This is a genomic window from Streptomyces sp. NPDC017890 (genome assembly GCF_044328675.1).
Taxonomy (GTDB): Bacteria; Actinomycetota; Actinomycetes; order Streptomycetales; family Streptomycetaceae; genus Streptomyces.
Genome location: NZ_JBIRHU010000043.1, coordinates 1 through 18,468, shown reverse-complemented (window position 1 = coordinate 18,468; position 18,468 = coordinate 1). Strand labels below are relative to the sequence as shown.

At 61.4% G+C, this 18,468-nt stretch carries 16 protein-coding genes; 6 read left to right on the top strand and 10 right to left on the bottom strand.

Translation table 11 applies throughout. The annotated features are described in order from the left end of the window. Positions 1–16: 16 nt before the first annotated feature. Entirely contained in the window at positions 17–679 is a 663-nt protein-coding gene (locus ACH4F2_RS34125) for an RNA polymerase sigma factor (RefSeq protein WP_125053153.1), read from the bottom strand. A 308-nt stretch (positions 680–987) separates the two neighbouring features. Further along, the gene (locus tag ACH4F2_RS34120; protein ID WP_073513678.1) at positions 988–1,371 is read right to left on the bottom strand and encodes a hypothetical protein; all 384 of its coding nucleotides are present in this window, start codon (positions 1,369–1,371) and stop codon (positions 988–990) included. Positions 1,372–1,687: 316 nt separating this feature from the next. Between ACH4F2_RS34120 and ACH4F2_RS34115 the strand changes: the two genes are divergently transcribed. The 3 genes from ACH4F2_RS34115 (at position 1,688) to ACH4F2_RS34105 (ending at position 3,591) form a co-directional block, all read left to right on the top strand. Continuing rightward, entirely contained in the window at positions 1,688–1,894 is a 207-nt protein-coding gene (locus tag ACH4F2_RS34115) for a hypothetical protein (protein WP_073513679.1), read from the top strand. 190 nt (positions 1,895–2,084) lie between these two features. After that, entirely contained in the window at positions 2,085–2,747 is a 663-nt protein-coding gene (locus ACH4F2_RS34110) for a GNAT family N-acyltransferase (protein ID WP_211919419.1), read from the top strand. Then, positions 2,632–3,591, top strand: a complete 960-nt coding sequence (locus ACH4F2_RS34105) for a ThiF family adenylyltransferase (RefSeq protein ID WP_081377647.1) — start codon at positions 2,632–2,634, stop codon at positions 3,589–3,591. The genes ACH4F2_RS34110 and ACH4F2_RS34105 overlap by 116 nt, the downstream gene beginning before the upstream one ends. A 158-nt stretch (positions 3,592–3,749) precedes the next feature. Here ACH4F2_RS34105 and ACH4F2_RS34100 read toward each other — a convergent pair whose 3' ends face one another. Then, positions 3,750–4,433, bottom strand: a complete 684-nt coding sequence (locus ACH4F2_RS34100; RefSeq protein WP_081377648.1) for a recombinase family protein — start codon at positions 4,431–4,433, stop codon at positions 3,750–3,752. Positions 4,434–4,898: 465 nt separating this feature from the next. On the opposite strand from ACH4F2_RS34100, the gene ACH4F2_RS34095 reads away from it, so the two are divergent. Continuing rightward, positions 4,899–6,956 carry a DEAD/DEAH box helicase gene (locus ACH4F2_RS34095; RefSeq protein WP_178377376.1) on the top strand — a complete coding sequence of 686 codons (2,058 nt, stop codon included), beginning with the start codon at positions 4,899–4,901 and terminating at the stop codon, positions 6,954–6,956. Positions 6,957–6,998: 42 nt separating this feature from the next. Here the strand turns inward: ACH4F2_RS34095 and ACH4F2_RS34090 are convergent, their stop codons facing one another. Continuing rightward, entirely contained in the window at positions 6,999–7,211 is a 213-nt protein-coding gene (locus ACH4F2_RS34090; RefSeq protein WP_143173140.1) for a hypothetical protein, read from the bottom strand. Between the two features lie 389 nt (positions 7,212–7,600). Next, positions 7,601–12,550 carry a DEAD/DEAH box helicase gene (locus ACH4F2_RS34085; RefSeq protein ID WP_398136606.1) on the bottom strand — a complete coding sequence of 1,650 codons (4,950 nt, stop codon included), beginning with the start codon at positions 12,548–12,550 and terminating at the stop codon, positions 7,601–7,603. A 273-nt stretch (positions 12,551–12,823) separates the two neighbouring features. On the opposite strand from ACH4F2_RS34085, the gene ACH4F2_RS34080 reads away from it, so the two are divergent. After that, the gene (locus ACH4F2_RS34080; RefSeq protein ID WP_064114095.1) at positions 12,824–13,600 is read left to right on the top strand and encodes a ParA family protein; all 777 of its coding nucleotides are present in this window, start codon (positions 12,824–12,826) and stop codon (positions 13,598–13,600) included. 894 nt (positions 13,601–14,494) lie between these two features. Here the strand turns inward: ACH4F2_RS34080 and ACH4F2_RS34075 are convergent. Genes ACH4F2_RS34075 through ACH4F2_RS34065 form a run of 3 tightly spaced genes read right to left on the bottom strand, consistent with a single transcriptional unit; the run spans position 14,495 to position 15,985 of the window. Continuing rightward, entirely contained in the window at positions 14,495–14,821 is a 327-nt protein-coding gene (locus ACH4F2_RS34075; protein ID WP_064114092.1) for a hypothetical protein, read from the bottom strand. Beyond that, positions 14,808–15,101, bottom strand: a complete 294-nt coding sequence (locus tag ACH4F2_RS34070; RefSeq protein ID WP_064114091.1) for a sigma factor-like helix-turn-helix DNA-binding protein — start codon at positions 15,099–15,101, stop codon at positions 14,808–14,810. Before ACH4F2_RS34070 ends, ACH4F2_RS34075 begins: the two co-directional genes overlap by 14 nt. Beyond that, positions 15,098–15,985 carry a replication initiation protein gene (locus ACH4F2_RS34065; RefSeq protein ID WP_064114090.1) on the bottom strand — a complete coding sequence of 296 codons (888 nt, stop codon included), beginning with the start codon at positions 15,983–15,985 and terminating at the stop codon, positions 15,098–15,100. Before ACH4F2_RS34065 ends, ACH4F2_RS34070 begins: the two co-directional genes overlap by 4 nt. A 209-nt stretch (positions 15,986–16,194) precedes the next feature. On the opposite strand from ACH4F2_RS34065, the gene ACH4F2_RS34060 reads away from it, so the two are divergent. After that, complete coding sequence (locus ACH4F2_RS34060; protein WP_211919423.1) at positions 16,195–16,836, top strand: hypothetical protein; 642 nt, start codon at positions 16,195–16,197, stop codon at positions 16,834–16,836. Positions 16,837–16,960: 124 nt separating this feature from the next. Here the strand turns inward: ACH4F2_RS34060 and ACH4F2_RS34055 are convergent, their stop codons facing one another. Together ACH4F2_RS34055 and ACH4F2_RS34050 are read right to left on the bottom strand one after the other, a co-directional pair. Beyond that, positions 16,961–17,281 (bottom strand): hypothetical protein, encoded by a 321-nt coding sequence (locus ACH4F2_RS34055; RefSeq protein ID WP_352029904.1) that lies wholly within the window; start codon positions 17,279–17,281, stop codon positions 16,961–16,963. A 605-nt stretch (positions 17,282–17,886) separates the two neighbouring features. Further along, positions 17,887–18,132: a hypothetical protein gene (locus ACH4F2_RS34050; protein WP_064113952.1), complete on the bottom strand. Its 246-nt coding sequence runs from the start codon at positions 18,130–18,132 to the stop codon at positions 17,887–17,889. Between the last annotated feature and the right edge of the window lie 336 nt (positions 18,133–18,468).

Sequence of the window (18,468 nt, the reverse complement as noted above, 5' to 3'; positions counted from 1 at the left end):
TGTCTCTTCCTACTTTTTAGAGGGTGGGGGCGTCGGGTGCGGTCGACGGTCGATTCGGGGCCAGCTCAGCCAAGGCGGCCTGCAGTCGGGTCTTGAGCCACGAGCTGAGCTTCTTGACCTTTGACAGGCTCAATCCGGTAACGGCGGCGACCTGCTCGAGGGGCCGGAGGTCACCGTCGTCGAGGTCAAGCAGGGCCCACAGGTGGGGGCGCTGTTCAGCGTCGGGGTAGGAGTCGATCACGACTCCGATGTGGACACGGATCTCGGTGGAGAACACCACTCCCTCGGCGACGTCGCGGGTGACGTGGTCGGACGAGAGGTCGTCGAGGGCGATTTCGAAGCCGGTGTTGACCCCCAGAACAGCCTTCTGTGTCTGCCGCCGCCGATACAGGTCGATGTGCCGATTGGTCAGCACGCGCGTGAGGAAGGCCCGTCCGTTGACCGGTCGGGTGAAGGTGTATCCGATGAGCTTTACGTATGCGTCCTGGGCGAGGTCCTCGGCGTCGGCCCGGTTGCCGCGGGTCAGCTTGAGCGCGTGCGTCATCGCGAAGGCGAGGAGGTCCCTCTGCGGCTCTCCGACGAGTTCGATGTAGGCGCGGTCGATCTGCGAATGCTTCCCCGTCCGGGGAAGCACTCGGGGGAAACCTGACGTCGGGTCTGGCTGATGGGGGTCGTCCATGTATCCGCTCCTCCGTACGCCCACGCTGTTTCTGCGGGGTCTGTGTTCGATGTCGGTCGCTTGCGTGGTGTGTCAGTAGTGACGGATGAATTATGAACTCGGTTCGCCGTGTGCATGCCGATTCACCGGCACTGCCCCTGGCTCTCCAGGTATTGACGACTGATGCCACGTTCGGGTTCGCGACGGGGATGGTGCGTAAGAGCGGTTGCTGCGGTGTGCAGCACGGGCGGACCGGTGCACGGCCCGGGCCGGTCGCACCCCGCAACAGAGTGCGACCGGCCCCGGCGTCCGGGGGTCTTACTGCCGGGTCAGCACTTGTAGCCGGTGTAACCCTGGTTCTCCCAGGGGCGGACGGACATCAGAAACGCGGAGCACCAGCCGCGGTTGGCGTACTGGCGGGCGATCAGCTGGTGGCCCTTGGCCAGCGCGGTGTAGCTGACGTTGATCTGCCAGGGCAGGCCACCGGGGAGCTTCGGGGCGCGGCCGTTGCCCAAGTCTCGGGTCTCCTGCTTGTCGAGGTAGATGACGCAGCGGCCGTCACCGCAGCGGGGGGTCGCCGCCGAGGCGGTGCCGGTGGCGGCGAGGGTGGCGCCGAGTAGCACCGCGACGGCGATGGTGGCGAGGGTGATCCGCTTGACGATGGTGGCCCACAGGGTGGGTGCCGCGGTCTGTGCGGTGGCGGTGGTGGTCATGGTCTCTCCTGCCGGTGGGGCCTGCTGTTGGCGGGCCGTACATGCAGTGGTGACGAGTGACGGTGCCGTGCGGTTCGCGCAGCGGGAAGCCCACCGCCGTCATGAACACCGATCCGTGCGCATCCTGCGCTGAGCGACACCCGTTGCGCGCCTTGGTGCGATCTGTGTCAGAGGCTGCCTCCGGCAGCGGGAGTCCGTCGGCATCGCCTGACCGAGGTTCCCGCAGACGGATCACCCCGCGCGGTCCGCGAACCTCAATCGAACCCTCACTCGTCCTTTCCTGCATGGGCGACGAGGACGAACGGGGAGAACAGCGATGACCAAACGCAGCCGTGAATGGGACACCGTGATCAAGGCGATCGCTACCGCAGGGTGGTCGTACCGGCCTTGCAAGCACGGTCTCTACGTCTACCCGGCGGACCGCGCACTCCGCCCGGTCACCGTGGCCGGCACCCCGGGTGAGTTCCGGTCACTAGCTAACACCCGTGCGCAGCTGCGGCGCGCGGGGCTGGCCGGGATCTGACTGGTTGGTCACCGGTCAGATCCCGAACCCGACCGCCAGCTCGGCCGTCAACATCGACGACGGCCTTCGGTCGTCGCCCGGGGACAGCCCGGGGACAGCCCGGCCCCGCGTCATTCGACCGCGCAGCGGGGTTTCCACCGTCTACACCCCGCCTTCCGTCGAACGCGGCACGAGAGAGGACAAAACCCGTATGATCCCCATGTTCCATTATCGGATCGCCGATCCTGGTAGTGACGATTTCAACCAGTGGAAAAAAATCCGGACCCAGTTGTACCTCGAGGCCGGGTTCATCGAGTCCGACAGCATAAATCCAGGCATCGGAGTGTTCACCGACGAGTACGACGAACACTCAATCCACCTGTTGGCCTCCGACGCCGCCGGCCAGCCCGTGGGGTGCTGCCGGATGATCGAAGGCGGGATGAACACCCTTCAGGTCACCACGCAGTTCGACCTCCAGGTACCCCACTACTCCTGTGAAATCTCTGGAACAGCGGTGTTCGAGCCATTCCGCAAGACGTTCGCGACACTCGGCTTCTACCGCGCCCTCATGCATCTCGCAGAAGAACGTGGTTACGAGTACGCCTACATGGAGGTCGAGGAACCGTTCCTGGCCGCGCTTGAGGTCCTCGGACTTCCGGTGGAAGTCGTCTCGGAACCGCGGTGGGTATACAACACCTACAACGTGGCCGCGCTCGTCAGAGTCAGTAGCATCGCCGCATCCCTGACCGAGGCCGATAATGCTCGAGGAGGAACCACATCGTTCGGTGAGTACTTCCGCCGGCCGTTCACCTGGACGCTCGCCTCGCATGACATTCTGCCGCCCGCCCACACCCGCGTTCGTCATGATGTCTGAGTCCCCGCTGTCGCGGAATCGCGGCCTGATCTCGGATTCCGAGCAGAATCGACTTGCCGGGGCACGGGTACTGGTGGCGGGTGTCGGTGGTGTGGGAGGACGGGTCGCTGAGACCCTGACTCGACTCGGAGTCGGAACACTCGTGCTTGCCGACCCGGACACCTTCTCGGTCACCAACCTCAACAGGCAAGCCGCTGCCACGACCGCCACATTGGGCCGAAACAAGGCCGAAGTCGTCGCCGAACTGTGCCGAGGGATCGGCACCGGCGCGATCGTGGAGGTGGTTCGAGAAGGAATCACCCCGGACAATGTCGAGGACTTGGTTGCCTCGTCGGACTTGGTGATCGACGGCACCGACTACACCGTTCCCGATGTGGGGCTTCGGCTGGCTCGAACGGCACGCGGCGCCTCCGTATCTGTCGTTCTGGCCGTCGAGATCGGATTCGGGGTGTGGCACACAGTGATCCCTCCGGACGGAAATCGCTTCGAGCGGCTTCTCGGCTTGGCCCCCACCGTCACCTTTGATGACCTGGCATCGAGACGAGTCAGTGTCCCCCTCTGGCGGTGGGTATTGAGCATTCCCGCCTACATCGGTATGGACGTGCTCGCCCACGTCGAGCAGGGGCACTTGGAAGCGCCCGCTGTGGCTCCGGCCGTCGAACTCTCTGCCGCGGTGGTTTCGACGACAGCCATATCGCTTCTGGTTGGCCGACGCCCGCCGGCATCGGCTCCGCGTGTCCACCACTTCGATGCACGGACAGGCAAGGCGAAGACATTGCGCCCGTCGCGGGTGCGCTTCTATCTTTCTGCGGCCATCGCCTCGATTGGTCGATCGGTCGGCTGAACAAGGCGGTTGTCGTCGTGTTGTTTCGATGCCGGGGACGGCTTTAACTAGTCGAGAGTGATTGGCACACAACAGATCAAGGTCCGCATTTCACCCTTGGGTCTCGATCCATCTGCGGATCGTGACGGGCAGGTCGTCGTCCGTCGTCCGTCGGCGCCTCAGCCGATCGTCGGCGGCGCGAGGGTCAGTGCGGCTACTTCCGTTGCAGGAGTGGGATTTTCGGTCCGTGGTCTCAACCGTTGGAGTGGTGCGGTGGCGGTGACCTGCTCGTCCGGCCGCGGTGGCAGGTGGCGGTAGAGGGTGGATCGGGTTAGCCCGGTTTTGGAGGTAATCTCGGCGGTGGTGGCGCCAGCGTCGCGCAGTTGGAGGGCGTGGGCGAGCTGGGACTCGCTGACCACCGACGGGCGGCCGGTGCGCCGACCCTTCGCTGTCGCCACCGACCTGGCGTGGGCGGCGCGTTCGAGGGTGTAAGTGCGTTCCATCTGCGCGAACAGCGCGAGCAGCACGACGGCGAGTTGGGCCATCGGATCATCCGGGTTGCTCGAGTCGATCCGGATCGGGTCGGCCAGGTTACGGATTCCGACCCCACGCTCTCGCAGGTCGTGGATCAGGTTGAGAGTGTCGCGCACGTTCCGGCCTAGCCGGTCGAGTGTGTGCGTGACGATGACGTCGCCGTCGCGGGCGTACTCAAGTAGTGCGGTCAGCCCGGGGCGGTCGGTGGTGGCGCCGGACTTCTTGTCCACGTAGATATTCGCCGGGTCGATCCCCGCTTTACTGAGGGCGTCGATCTGCCGGTCGAGTTCCTGTTTGGTCGTCGACACCCGCGCATACCCCAACTCCATGCCCGGAGAGTACCGAAAGTTGTTCCCGTCTCGATTTTCCGACACGATGTTTTGGAATTAACTTCTAGGACATCATGAGCTGGGGTGATCCGATCTGGGCCGCCGGCCGCGTGTCCGTCCCAGAACCAAGGAAATGAGACTGTGCGCAGATAGGTTTGCGGCGATTCCTCATGTCGGCGAGATCAGGAAGGATCGGGAAGTTTTCTATGTCAGCCGCAGGACTCTGCGTCGGACGTCGCGGCCAAACTAGAGATGCGGTCATCGCGATATCCGCGCCAATGTCTGCATTTCTGGCAAGGCTCCGCCCCATAGTTTCTCTGCCACTGCGCGAGCTTGTGACTGGTGCAAACCCGCTCCGCCTAGAAGCATTTTGGGTTGGATTCGACTCATTATTCTGAATGTTGTGAGCACTAATAGGTTATGAACAATGTTGTTAGACTTGTGCAATGTTGTATGGTTTTGCTTATGTCTGATGAAAATTTTCTGAAAGTTGCCGAAGCTGCTTCCTACGTGGGAGTTTCCGCGCAGACCCTTCGGCGCTGGGATCGTGATGGAACGCTGAGCGCGGTAAGGCGACCTGGAAGCAATTACCGCTATTACCGCCAAGCTGACCTTGAACCCTTTCGGCTGCAGTACCGACGCGCCGAGGAAGCCGCAGCGAGCGGGGCTGACAGCAGCGTCTTCGCGACAGCGAACGCTGATGTCGAAGCTAACGCATCCCTGCGGGAACCGCAGCGCGAAGCACACCGAGCGGTCCGGGAACATTTCTCGGCCGACAGGAGTCCTGCGATCGTGCAGATTCCGGTCGGCTGCGGAAAGACCGGCATCATGGCCACACTGCCTTTCGGCATAGCCCAAGGGCGAGTCTTGGTAATCACGCCAAACCTTACGATTCGAAAAGGCGTCGCCGACGCCGTCGATGTCACCAGTCCACAATGCTTCTGGACCAAGTTTCGGGTGCTGTCTGACTTCACGGCTGGCCCCTGGATGGCCGTGCTCGACGGACCGAATGCCAACCTCCACGACGCGATCGAAAGCGACTTCGTTGTCTGTAACATCCAGCAGTTGGCGAGTCAAGCCGACCGTTGGCTTCCCCAGTTCCCCGAAGATTTCTTTGACATGATTCTCGTCGACGAAGGTCACCACGCCGCCGCAGAGAGTTGGCAGAAAGTATTCCGTCGGTTTCCCAATGCGAAGGTCGTCAGTCTGACGGCGACACCGTTCCGCTCTGATCAGCAGCAACTCCACGGCGAGATCGTTTACCGTTACCCGTTCACTCGAGCGATGGTCAACGGCTACATCAAGCAGATCCACTCCCGCAACGTCGCGCCGTCGGAAATCTACTTTAACTACTCCGACGATAACCGCCGCCATACTCTCGAAGAAGTCCTTGAGCTGCGAGAAGAGGCGTGGTTCCGCCGTGGCGTTGCGCTTAGCCCCGAATGTAACCGTCACATCGTCGAGACCAGCATCCAGCAATGCGAGCGCATGCGGGCACAAACAGGTATCCAGCATCAAATCATCGCCGCGGCATGCTCAGTCGACCACGCCCGACAAGTTGCCAGCATTTACAACGAGTGCAACTACCGGGCCGCTGAGATTCACTCGGGGATGGACCCCGACAGCCAAGACGCCGTCATCGAACGGCTGCGGCGAGGCCAACTTGACTGCATCGTGCAGGTTCAAATGCTGGGCGAAGGCTTCGATCATCCACGACTTAGCGTCGCAGCCATTTTCAGACCCTTCCGCAGTCTTGCCCCGTACATTCAGTTCGTCGGCCGAGTCATGCGCGTAGTCCAGGAGTCCGCTCCCGAGCATCCTGACAATCAAGGCCACATAGTTTCGCACGTCGGGCTGAACAACGACGCTCGTTGGTCTGAGTTTCGAGAGCTTGACCTTGATGATCAAGCACTCGTTCACTCTTGGGTTGACGGACAGACTGACAACGATGCGGAGGGCGAAAACAGCGGTCCACGCGCCCGCCGGTTCGATGGTGGAATGCTGGTCGACAGCGAGATTCTGACTCGCTTCGTTGAACAGACCTATCTCGACCCCTCCGATGACCGAGTGCTGGACGAGATGCTCGACAAGGACATTGCGCCCGGGCTGAAGTTGGGTGACCTGGTCAGCCGAGACCAGCTCCGTGAACGCCTACTCGCGCAACAGGCAGCTGCAGAAGTGCAAGTTCCGCAATCGATCCCGGTCTCGCCGCAGCGTGCCCGCCAGTCAGCCAAGACCCGTGTCAACGAGCGCACAAAATCAGTTGCCAACCGTGTACTGGCAGATCTGAAGCTGCCACCTCGCGGTCACCAGCTCATGGTCGTGAGTCCGGGTCCGCGACAGCACAATTCCGTCATCGCGATTCGTCGTGTCGCTGCTGCTATCAATCAGGAAATTGGTATGCCCAACGGGACACGCGGTGAATGGTCACACGAACAGATGACCAGCATCTTCGATCGCCTGGACGAAATCGCTGATTCAGTTCGGGATTCACTGAGAATCCAACTCGATCAACGTAACTGAGCCGCAGCGAATAAGCAGATAGGAGTTGAAATGCCCGTCAAATCAGTCCTGCGACACATCCGAGTTGAAACGCCCCGAACAAACCATCAACGTAAATGCGCAGCGCACCGGACTGGCAAGCAGGCGCATTACATACTTGCCGGTGATACCCACCTCGTCATTGTTGAGGACGGCAAGGAGATCAGGTACTGCCCGGGCGCGGCCACTGAGATTCTCGACCGCGCCCGAATAGATCTGGAACTTCTCCGAAAACAACTCAGCGCGCTGGAGTAAGTCGCGTTAACGTATTGACACTCCGCGCTGGGCCGTCGATACCTACCTGGCCGCCCACCAGGATCACCCTCAGACGTGCCACCGTCACCGCGCAGCGCAATACCGGCCGTTCTGGTGTCCTAAATCTGGGTATCTGTTTGCACGAGTGCCGCACCGAGTCTGATCCGCTCGTGCAGCGGAAGGTCAAAGCACAGGCGCCGATAGTGAAAGCGCTGAAGTGCCTTCTAGATCGGTCCGATCCGCGAGATACCGGACCGATCTGAAATTCTCGAGAAAGTACTGATAAAGACCTATTTCTAACAATCTAGATTGTTAGAGACAACGGCTACCGGAGATCGGCACTCGCCTGTTACTGATCTTTCGGCTTCTCCTTATTCGAGCGAGTCGACTACCTTCATGGTCTCGACTGCCACGGTGGTGACACGCTTGATCAGGTCGACGATGTAGGCGGGGTCGTCGTGTTCGTCGCACCAGTCGTTGGGGTCGTTGACGATCCCGGAGGCTTTATCGGTCTTGGCTTGGTAGCGGTCGATGATCCACGCCAGCGCTGAACGCGAGCCGAGCATGTACCGCTCAGCCTCTTCCGGAATCCCTGAGATGGTGACCTTCGGGTTGTAGACGAGCGTGGTGCGGTCGTCTACATTCTTGCCGGTCTCGGGGTCTTTCTTCTTGCCCCACTTCATCTTCGAGACCCGCCACGTCTCACGGTCTTCGGCCGATGAGCCCGTCTTGAGTTGTACGTCAAGGGGATACGGATCGACGCTCTCGTAGCCGACGTGCAGATCTGCCAGGCGACGACCGGCGGAGAGCAACTGCTCGAACCGCTCTCGGGACTCGGGTGTCGGAATGTGCGGGAGCATCTTCTTCAGATCTGACGCGTAAGCCTGGCGATACGCCGGATCGTGCAGCAGGCCGTAGGCATAGAAAAAGATGTCGTCCTTGGTGACCTGGTTGCCAAACGCGTCCCGATAGAGCGCGAGGATTCCGTCAGTGATGTTGTCGATACGGCGGTATCCGTGCTCGTCGACCTGGAGTGTGTCGGAGGAAGCGAGATCGAGCTCGCAGTCCGGAGATTCGTACTTCTCGTAGGTCCAGCGGGGATAGAAGTTGACTGCGCTGATCCCGGCGGCACCGAGGTCCGGTATTGAATCAGTCATGAGGCACATGAACTGCGGAGCAAGGTTTCCTGGATTCGGGATGTAGATTCCGATGTTCCTGTGTTGCGGAGTCGGAAACATCCGGGGCAGCTTGCCTCGCCGATCGTTGAGATCGTCGTCGAAGTACGCGTACTGCTTGCAGAAGGGCCGATAGACGCTAACTCGGCGATGTTCGGACTGATACTGGAGGCGCCGGCCACGCTCAACTTTCGGAATCAACCCTGACGACCAGCTAATTCGCTTGTCGTTGTAGGACACAGTGTCCTTGGCGCCAGACTGAGAGCCGCTCTTCACCGCTTCTTCATAGGCGTCAACCTGCTCGTTGTAGAAGTCGACCGTGCCCTTGATTTTCTCTCCAAGGGCTTCGCGCGAAAATGCGTAAACCCAGGCATCCCTGTTGGTCTTCAATCCACCAGAGTAATCAGCGAAGAAAGTTGTCTCGATTCCCGCGGTCTTCTTGACTGCTATTGGTGTATATGCGCCGAATGCTGCGTTCCTTTGATCGACCCAGTCCCCTTCAGGATTTGGGTTGATACTGGCCCAGTCAATTGTGCTGAGGCTTGCTCCGCCAACAATCGCCAGCTTCTCCTCGCGACTCAGGTAGTCACCGATGTCGCGGTAGTGGATACGGCACGGTCCACTGTGAGAAGGATCCTTCACCGCAATGAGAACCGCAATCGTGGCCTGTGAGCCTTCGCCGAATACCTTGCCTCCCTCCTTTTTCCAGTCGCCGCGCTGGTTTCCTCTCAAGTTGTAGAGGTAGATAGTCGAGTACTCGTCGGCCAGTGACAAGCGAATTCCGTCGGCGGTGTTTCCGTTGATCCACCCTCCATTTGTCACATAGGCGACTACGCCGGAGTCACCGATACGGTCCGTCGCCCACCGGATCGCCCTAATGTACGAGTCGTACAGCTTGCTCTTCAATGTCGCAGTCGACTTCGCCGCGTACGAACTCTGGATGGCGCGGTCGAGCGTGGGATAGGCGCGATTCGCATTGTTTTCGCTGGCATTCGATTGCCCAGCGGAGTACGGCGGGTTTCCGATCACGACGTTGATCGGGGTGGCGTTCTGGCGGATGATGCGATCGTTGTTCTGCGGGAACATCTCGGAGTCGAGGCTGTCACCGTTTTCGGTGATCTGAAAGGTATCGGCGAGGACGATACCCTCGAACGGCATGTATGTTGCGTCGCCGCCCTGATCGACGAGCGCGTGGTACGTGGTTTCGATGTTCACAGCCGCCACATAGTAGGCGAGGAGCGTGATCTCGTTGGCGTGCAACTCGTTCGTGTACTTACGCGCCAAATCTTCGGGGTTGATCAGCCCGGACTGCAGCAACCGCGTCATGAACGTACCGGTTCCCGTGAACGGGTCCAGGACATGCACGTCTTCGTCGGTCAGACCACGCCCGAACGAATCCCGCAAGGCTGCGTCGGCGGCGCGGAGGATGAAGTCGACGATCTCCACCGGCGTGTAGACGATGCCGAGGGCGTCGGACTGCTTCTTGAACCCGATCTTGAAGAATCGCTCATACAGTTCTGCGATGACTTTCTGCTTGCCTTCGGCGCTGGTCACCTCGGTCGCGCGGACGCGGACGGAGGCGTAGAAGCCGTCGAGGCCGGCGGTTTCCGCTTCTAGCCCGGTGTCGTCGAGGGTATCGACCATCGACTGCATCACCCGCGAGACGGGGTTATGGGAGGCGAAGTCGTGCTCTGCGAACAAGGCATCGAATACCGGTTTGGTGATCAGATGCTGCGAAAGCATGCTGATCGCGTCGTCGCGGCTGATCGAATCGTTGAGGTTGTCGCGCAGTCCGGTGAGGAACCGCTCGAACTCCTCGGCGACTGAGGTGTCGGCGCCGGCGAGGAGGGCGTTGATGCGGGTGATCTGCGCGGCGGCGATGTCGGAGACGTCGCCGGCCCAGTCTTCCCAGTAGGCGCGGGTGCCGACCTTGTCGACGATCTTCGCGTAGATCGCTTCCTGCCATTCGGAGAGGGAGAACAACGCCATCTGCGTTGCCATCCCCCCACCGGAGTCTCCGGTGGGGGTGGCACCTTCGGCAGAATCTGCACTGGTGGAAGCGACGTCAGCACTGCTTCCACTGCTACGGCTGCCGTTGTCGAAGCTCTCGCCGACCTCGACGAGGGGTCCGATGCGCCCACCGAGTAGGCGATCGTTGCCCTTACCGTCCTTCTTGTCCGAGGTGGCGTTCAATGCGATGGAGTTGACCATCGCATTGAACCGATCATCATGCGCGCGAAGCGCATTGAGTACCTGCCAGACGACCTTGAACCGGGTGTTGTTCGACAACGCCTCGGACGGGCTGACACCGGCCGGAACCGCAACGGGCAAGATGATGTAGCCGTAATCCTTGCCGTCGGATTTGCGCATCACCCGGCCCACGGACTGCACCACATCGACCTGAGAGTTGCGGGGGTGCAGGAACATCACCGCATCCAACGCCGGTACGTCGACTCCTTCGGAGAGGCAGCGGGCGTTGGTCAGGATCCGGGCTTCCCCCTCTGGCAGGGGGGCTTTGAGCCAGGAGAGTTGCTCGTTGCGTTGTAGCGCATTGAACGTGCCGTCCACATGGTGCACCGAACACGTCAAGTCCAGGTTGGTGGAATCGACAGTGCGCCCGTCATTTTCGCTGCCCTCGAGTAGATCGCGGTAGGCATCGACAACAGTGGGGAACACTTCGGCGACCTGCTTGGACGCGGCGATGTCCTTCGCGAACGCGACCGCGCGGCGCATCGGCGCCGCACCCGGTGCGAAGCCTGTTCCTTCGGGGGTTTCGCCAGCACGCTTGGCCAGTGCATTCCAGCAGCCGATGATCTTCGACGCGTCGTCGAGCCGTAGTTCGCTGTGCACCCCGGCAAGCTGATCCTGCAGCGGCGCTGCCACCAGGGATTCGTCGACGGTCAGCACGATCACTTTGTAATCGGTGAGCAGACCTCGCTCGACGGCCTCACCGAATGAGAGTCGGTGGAACTCGGGACCGTAAACGGTTTCGTCGTCCATCGAGGTGAGCTCGGCGGAATGCTCTTCCGCCTTCTCTTTGACGTCGTCCACGAATATCTTCGGTGTCGCCGTCATGTACAGCCGGCGGGCGGCGTTGAGGAAGTCGGCGTCGTGGACGCGGACGAAGTTCGAATCGTCCTCACCGAACAGCGTGACGCCGGTGGTGCGGTGCGCTTCGTCGCAGATCACCAGATCGAACGGATCCACCCCCAGCTCTTGTGCTTTCGCGACGGTGGGCAGGGACTGGTACGTGGTGAACACCACAGTCAAACCTTTGGCGCGCTTACGGTGCGCCATCTCCGCAGCCAACTTCACCGGATCGGTGGTGACGGGGATCGCGACGTCGTGGATGTTGACGTCTTCGGCCGAGCGGGACACTTTGGTGTCCGAGCACACCGCGAACGCCCGCAGATCCAACTGCGTTTGCGCGGTCCACTCCCGCAGAGTTTGCGAGAGCAGCGAGATCGACGGCACCGCAAACAGAATCCGGGCGTTGCCGCCGTTCTCCAACGCTGCACGTTCGGCAATCTTGAGGGCGGTGAAGGTTTTACCGGTACCGCAGGCCATGATCAGTTTGCCGCGGTCGTTTCCGGCCTCGAAGCCTGCGAAGACGGCGTCGATGGCGGACTGTTGATGCAGGCGGGGTTCGTGACGTTTCGCTTCGGCCAGGTTGACCTGCAGCTCGCCCTGCGGCCAGGCGATGTCCCAGTCGATCGGCGATTCCGCGATCTCGGCCAGCCCGATCCGCTGCACGGGGATTGACTGCCCCTCGAGGGCGTCTTCGGCGTTCTTGCCCCAGCGGTCGGTGGTGGAGATGATGACCCGGTTGGAGAACGGCGTTTTTCCGGATGCGGTGAAGAAGGAGTCGATGTCGCCTTTGGCAAGGGTGTGGGTGGGTTCGTAGAACTTGCACTGAATCGCGGTGAATTCGCCGGTGTCGCGTTCACGGGCGACGAGGTCGATACCGGTGTCGGGCTTGCCCTTGCGGCCCGGCCAGTCGGTCCACCGCCACACCTTCTCGTACTGCTGCGACAGCATCGGGTCGAGCTCGAAGTACCGGACCATCAACTGCTCGAACTTGGTTCCCCGTTCGGAATTCGAGGGTGCTTTACGGAACGCCTCGATGACCTCGTGCACTGAACCCATGAACCCAATCCCTCCGCGACAACAAACGTGCTCGGATCATCCTTGCCCACCCCTCAGTCGAGGAACAGCGCAGGTGCTATTTCTTTTCGCACCTAGGAGACGGCGTACGAATCACTAGGTCTCGTAAGGACGGGTGTGAGAGGCAGCGCTCGACGACTACTTGTCCGCGCGACTGAAACGAGTGAGGTTTCTACGGAGACTGTTGGGGATTGGTCGTTCGACACGCATGCTAGATAGCTATTTCTAACAATTTAGATTGTTAGAGTATTGGTTATGACTGTGGTTGCTGTTGTTAATCAGAAGGGTGGGTCTAGCAAGACCACCACCGTGCTCGGGCTTGCCTCAGCAGCGAGCGCCCGCGGGATCGAAACTCTGGTGATCGATCTCGACCCGCAGTGCAACGCGTCAGAGGCGCTCGGTATCGAGTACCCGCTCGCAGGCAAGACCGCCGCGAATTTACTCGCTCAGGAGCTTCGCGGTAGCGCAGCCGATGCGGTGCACACCTCGACGTGGGACCACGTCAGCGTGATCCCCTCGGATCTGGATCTGGCCGACTTGGACGCGGTCTCCGGGCTTGGAGTCGAACAGCGTCTGCGAGCAGCGCTCGACTCCGACGATCTTCGCCAGCGATACCCACTGGTGCTGATCGACTGCCCTCCCAGCGTCGGCAAACTTGTTTCCAATGCTCTCATCGCCGCCGACACTGCACTGATCGCGACTGAACCATCGTTCATGGCTAGCCGTGGAGTGTCGAAGATTCTGGACGCGATAGAGACGATTACCCGCTACTACAACCCCGGCCTCACCGTCTCCGGTGTCCTGCTCGGCAGGGTTCCGGCGCAGGGTCGAGAAGCTACGCATCGGGCCAGCGAAATTCGGGAGGCGTTGGGAGAGATGGTGTTGCCGATGGTGGTCCCCCAACGTGCTGCGGTCGCCGAAGCTACTGGTGACCATCTCCCGGTGCACAGCGTCCGTCCAGCAGTTCATGAGGTGACAGTTGCATTCGACGCGGCTCTGGACCGAGTGCTCTCTACGGTGACCGTCGCATGAGTACCGCCAAGAAGAAGCCATCCGCGTTCGCAACACCACGAGTCACCGAGACCGCTAGACCCCACCCATTTACTCCGCAACTCGCTCGGGAGGTTGCGGCGGCGCCGCCCACACTTCCAAAGGACGCCACGGTGACCGCTTTCGCGACCCGGCTTCCGCCTGATCTGCAGCGAATGGTCAAAACCGCCTGCGCACAGCGAGGGATCCGCATGCAGGACGCTGTGTACGAGGCGCTTTGGCAGTGGCTCAACAACCAAGAAACGCAAGTACAATCATCGTTTCTAACAAAATAACTTTCTAGAGTTTCTTGGTGTAGCCCATACCACGAAGGCGAAGGCACGCAGGTTAGTTTGGTGATCAGTTGGAACTCGCGGTGCACTCGTCTTGAGTAGGCCACCACGTATCAGGGTCTTCTTCTTGTAGCGAGGTAATGATCTACCCGGACCACCTACCTGCGCTGCGGCGTGGCTGGATCGTGGTCGCTAGTTATCGTGAGCTCCCATGTTTCTGCAGGGAGTAGCCGGGTTGCCTCTTTGATAAAGAATTCCCGGTCGTCGGGCTGCGTGAACCGGAAGGTGGCGTGCTTACGAGCTGCCAGCCAGTGATTGACTTTGGTGCCTCCCCAGGCGATCTGTGGGTAGGTTCCTGATTCGCAGTACTGAGCGAGTCCTCTCAGCATGCTCAGGACAGCTTCATCCGTCACCTTCAAGGTGGCGCTGTGCTTGCAGGCTGCGTAGTTAGTGGGGGGCATCTTTCCTCGTCCTTGGTTGAACGGATATTTTGCAGGTTGCAGATTGTTTCTAACAATAAAGCTTTCTAGAAATTTTGAGTTTTGGAGTATTCGATGCCTGGACCAGGATGCAAGCCAGTTTGCTCTCAGTCCTAAGTACAGTCCTACGTAGTGGGGTTAAGAGGATTATCGAACTGTCCGAGCATCCAGTACCGGGCGTTCTGGATCTGCTCGTCGGTGACATCGGCTTCGGAGCTGAGACCATGCAGAGCCGCGGTGATCTCCACGAGAAGGCTGTAGACGTCGCGGGTCTCGGCTTGAGCCATCATCTCGTCTTCTGGGTGTTCGGCGAGTTCACGGTCGAGGAAATTCAGCGCGTAATGAATAGTGCGGATCAGTGCACTCGGATACTGCATCGGCACGGTAGACGCAGCGCGCAAGTGAGCAGGGTTCGGCTGCCACGGGGGACCGCTCAGGTCAGCAGGCGTCACGGACCGGGTTTTCCTTCTCTTCGATTTTGCGGGCGTCATGCAGTATCCGCCCGACGGCTCCGATGGTGATGTCCATTTCCTCGGCGATGTCCCGGTATTTCATGCCTTGGTTTCGTAGTGACACCACGCGGTCACGGCGGACCTTGGCGCGCTCGAGGAACTCATCCCGTGGTTCGGCGATGAGGCGTCGAGCGGTTCGCTCGGAAGACCCCAGGCGTTCCGCGAGTTCTCGTGCAGTGATGGTTCGACGTTGCTTGGCTCGTGCTCCACCTTGGCTCATAGCGCGTACTCCATTGCTGTGGCGAGATCGAACTTCGTGGCTCGTTTCCGGTTTGCTTCGATCTTTGCAGGTGTCATGACCTTGCCACCTTTACGTCCGAGGTGAGCTTGGCGTGCGCGGTAGGCGGCTTCGTCGAAGTTGCGCCAGATCCATTTACCGATGGAGTACGCGGTCGCCCGAACCTCGACGAAGGGCAGGGGATCGGCGAACTCGGTGTTGACGGCGTGGCAGTGCTGCAGGACAAGACGTAGCCACTGATCGGCGGTGCCGTTCCGGTGATGCCACCACTGGGGGTAGGCCCATTTGCGGGCGGTGTCGAACATGGTGACGTTGCGGCCGAGGCCGGCCGCGCGATCGGGGCGGCGGGGTGCCTGGCGGGGGGTGTGGATGGTGGCCAGTTGCCGCAGCGTGTACGGAGTGGACGGTCCGTAGATGGTTTCCCAGTCGGGGTGAATGGGGTTTTTGGTGAGTTGCCCGCCGTAGGCGAAGTCGCCGCCGACGGAGACCTTGAGCCCGGTCTCGATGCGGTGCGCGTAACGAATGGGGGTCAAGCGGGCGGAGTCGGTGCGGCAGACGTGGTTGGGTCCGAGCCACCAGCCGAGGTGCGCGCGTCCGGAGGGGGACTGGGCGACCCAGTTCGGGGCGGGATGGTCCGAGGGTTTCTCGAAGGCTCGCATCGCCGCATCTGGATGGTCGCAGTCGATGACGATCGAGCCGAGCAGTGCGTGGGGGGAGTGCTCGACGTAACGCATCGTCAGGGCGTCGTCGCGGTGCATCCGGTACTGGCCACGCTCGAGGTAGTTCGTCGCGTAGGGGCGGTGTGGGAGGAGTACCTCGTCAGCCCACTGCGTGTCATTGAGTAACAGTGCCCCCGAGGTGTCCATGGGGACAGCGTGCCGCATCACGATCACTATTCAGGTCGGACACGCCGAGCCATATAGAAAATTATTCGGGTGGGACGTGCCAAGCCATATCAGGTATCCCGGCCCCCCACCCAAAATCCGCGCGCTTGGCCTCCTGCTGGAAAGCTACGTCTACGGAATTTCCCTGACCGGGTCTGGAGAGCATCCGTCTATCGAAGTGGAGCTGCTGAATGTTCGATCTTGCACCGTACGTGGAGTCGTGGATGGAACGACTCGGTAAAGAGCGGCCTCTGTTCCACTCGGAGAGCGACTTCCAGCTTGCGCTGGCAACGGTGATGGCGGATGAGGTGGAGCAGGTTCGGTTGGAGAAGAAGGTGGCCGTCAGTGAGCGGGTGGGCGGACGGTCTCGGCTGGCGGTCGATGTGCTCGGGCGGCTCGGTGGTCGTCGTATCGCGTTGGAGCTGAAGTACCCGAAGAAGCGTCTGCTGGCGGACGTCGACGGTGAGGTGTTCGAGCTTTCTTCTTCGGGGGCGCCGGATCTCGATACGGCGGCAACCTGGCGGGACGCTCAACGCGTCGAACGGCTCATTCTCGACGGAAGTGTCGAGGCCGGGGCTTCTCTGACGTTGACGAACTACCCGTTTTGGAGTGAGCGGAATTCCACGGTGCGCTCGCAGGCGCACGAGTTCCGGTTGTGGGAGGGCCGTCGTGTCGAACCCGGATCGTTGCAGTGGCAGCTCAAGAACGACCGGGTCGGGGAGAGCTTGGGGTTCGAATCGGGGTATCGGTGTTCGTGGCGGGACTACGGCGGTACGCAGTCCTTCGGACTCAGGTATCTGCTTCTGCAACCTTCACTGCGGCGGCAGACGTAGGGAGGGGTGATCAGCGATCTGCACGGACACTGATCGACCCGGTCAATCCGGTGGTCTCGTTTCGCATCGTCACGTGGAGGCATCGCCACAGCGGGGTGGGTGGAAAGTTTTTCGGTGTCGGGTGTCAGTGCCGACTTTTTCCGGTGCTGCGCTGCAGTGCCCGCCGCTGTTGACGAGACAAGGCAGCGGCGGCTCCGTTTTTCGGTGTCGCCTCGGCCGCCGGCGCACGGGTGCGCCGGATGTAATCGGCCAGGAGCGGTGCGAGTTCGACGGCGGCGTCGTGCATGGGGCCGGGGAGTTGACGGTCGATGCTGCGGGGGCCGAGGTTGGCGGTGACCACACGCAGGACGCGGGCGATCAGTTCGGGGGAGTGGGTGACGTGCAGGAGCGCGTCGGCGGGGTCGAACGTCTCGGATGCGGCGCCGGGTCTTTCGGTCGGCTGCACGGGTGGGGCCGAGGGTGCGACGGTCTCCGTCTGCCGGATCACGCGCATTCCGACGACGCCGGCGCGGGCTGCTTTGCGGGCGTTGTGCGCATCGCGTCGGCATTGATCCGAGCACCACACCCGCGGCCGTCCTCGTGTCGGTGGGCTGATCGCGCGGTGACACCACGGGCAGATTCCCCGTGCGCCGCCCTCCTCGAGCAGAGCACCTCGAGCAGAGCAAGATATTGCAAAACCCCGTGGTTTTGGATTCCGCCCGTGCGGTCGGGTGCGCGAGCGGTCGCGCCGAACTCCGCGGGGGAGGCAACGGAGCAAGATAGAAACTTAGGTGCCCTAAGTCGGCTACCGCGGCCTGCCGGCCGCGTCCCGGTGTCCGGGGCGCTGCGCTGGGCAACGAGAAACCGACACCTCGATAACCGTCGACCAGAGAGCTGGCTACGGTCGCTCACGCGCAGAGCAGCTCGACAGAATCTGCCGGTGAATCGGTCACGCGTCGTTTCCGGCATCACATCCGCGCCCGCCCAGCGCGGGGTTTCTGTTGCGAAGCCGCGAGACGCTCCGGCGTGCTCGTGCCGGTGTTCTTCGATTGGGGCCGCCGAGGGTCTCGGCTATGTGCCGGTCTCGATCCAGCAGATGGCGATGTCGGGCGGTGCCGGCTTCCCGATCACCTCGAGGTAGTCGAGGACCATCGCGCGGGCGCGGTCGAGATCGCGGGTTCGGTAGGTCTGGGTCGGGGTGCTGTATCCCTCGATGTGGAGCACCAACCCCGGCGCCCGGGTGCCGGCGCGCCACCACAGTCGGCGCGATTCCCATCGACTGACTTTCACCCGAATTTCTTGCACGCCTTCGAGCATCGCAGCACCTGCCGACAACGACCTACTCCCTGAAAGGGTCCATGGCAACGCGCGTCGCTGTCCGTGACGACCTCACCCAGATATTTCAGACACACCTCTTGCTGAATTTCAGACTGCGGGGGCGTACTTTCGTGCGACGAAATGTTTTTCAGGCGGCGGACGCCGTTCCGGACCTCGGCACCAGGCGATGAACCTGCCGGGCTCGGGTGCCGTTCCCGGCTTACCTCCCCAGTTCTCGACGCCTTCTCATCGCCCGCGCTGCTCTCCTGGCCGTGCTCGCTCGTCACGCGCTTCTGCCCACATCTACCGATCTCTACCGATCTCTAACGCCCTCTA

Bases quoted from the DNA above. Each gene is read 5' to 3' on its own strand.
- ACH4F2_RS34120 (WP_073513678.1), bottom strand. From the start codon at position 1,371: ATGACCACCACCGCCACCGCACAGACCGCGGCACCCACCCTGTGGGCC.
- ACH4F2_RS34070 (WP_064114091.1), bottom strand. From the start codon at position 15,101: ATGAGCCAAGGTGGAGCACGAGCCAAGCAACGTCGAACCATCACTGCA.
- ACH4F2_RS34085 (WP_398136606.1), bottom strand. From the start codon at position 12,550: ATGGGTTCAGTGCACGAGGTCATCGAGGCGTTCCGTAAAGCACCCTCG.
- ACH4F2_RS34050 (WP_064113952.1), bottom strand. From the start codon at position 18,132: ATGCTCGAAGGCGTGCAAGAAATTCGGGTGAAAGTCAGTCGATGGGAA.
- ACH4F2_RS34100 (WP_081377648.1), bottom strand. From the start codon at position 4,433: ATGGAGTTGGGGTATGCGCGGGTGTCGACGACCAAACAGGAACTCGAC.
- ACH4F2_RS34115 (WP_073513679.1), top strand. From the start codon at position 1,688: ATGACCAAACGCAGCCGTGAATGGGACACCGTGATCAAGGCGATCGCT.
- ACH4F2_RS34095 (WP_178377376.1), top strand. From the start codon at position 4,899: ATGTCTGATGAAAATTTTCTGAAAGTTGCCGAAGCTGCTTCCTACGTG.
- ACH4F2_RS34110 (WP_211919419.1), top strand. From the start codon at position 2,085: ATGATCCCCATGTTCCATTATCGGATCGCCGATCCTGGTAGTGACGAT.
- ACH4F2_RS34065 (WP_064114090.1), bottom strand. From the start codon at position 15,985: ATGGACACCTCGGGGGCACTGTTACTCAATGACACGCAGTGGGCTGAC.
- ACH4F2_RS34105 (WP_081377647.1), top strand. From the start codon at position 2,632: ATGCTCGAGGAGGAACCACATCGTTCGGTGAGTACTTCCGCCGGCCGT.
- ACH4F2_RS34125 (WP_125053153.1), bottom strand. From the start codon at position 679: ATGGACGACCCCCATCAGCCAGACCCGACGTCAGGTTTCCCCCGAGTG.
- ACH4F2_RS34080 (WP_064114095.1), top strand. From the start codon at position 12,824: ATGACTGTGGTTGCTGTTGTTAATCAGAAGGGTGGGTCTAGCAAGACC.
- ACH4F2_RS34060 (WP_211919423.1), top strand. From the start codon at position 16,195: ATGTTCGATCTTGCACCGTACGTGGAGTCGTGGATGGAACGACTCGGT.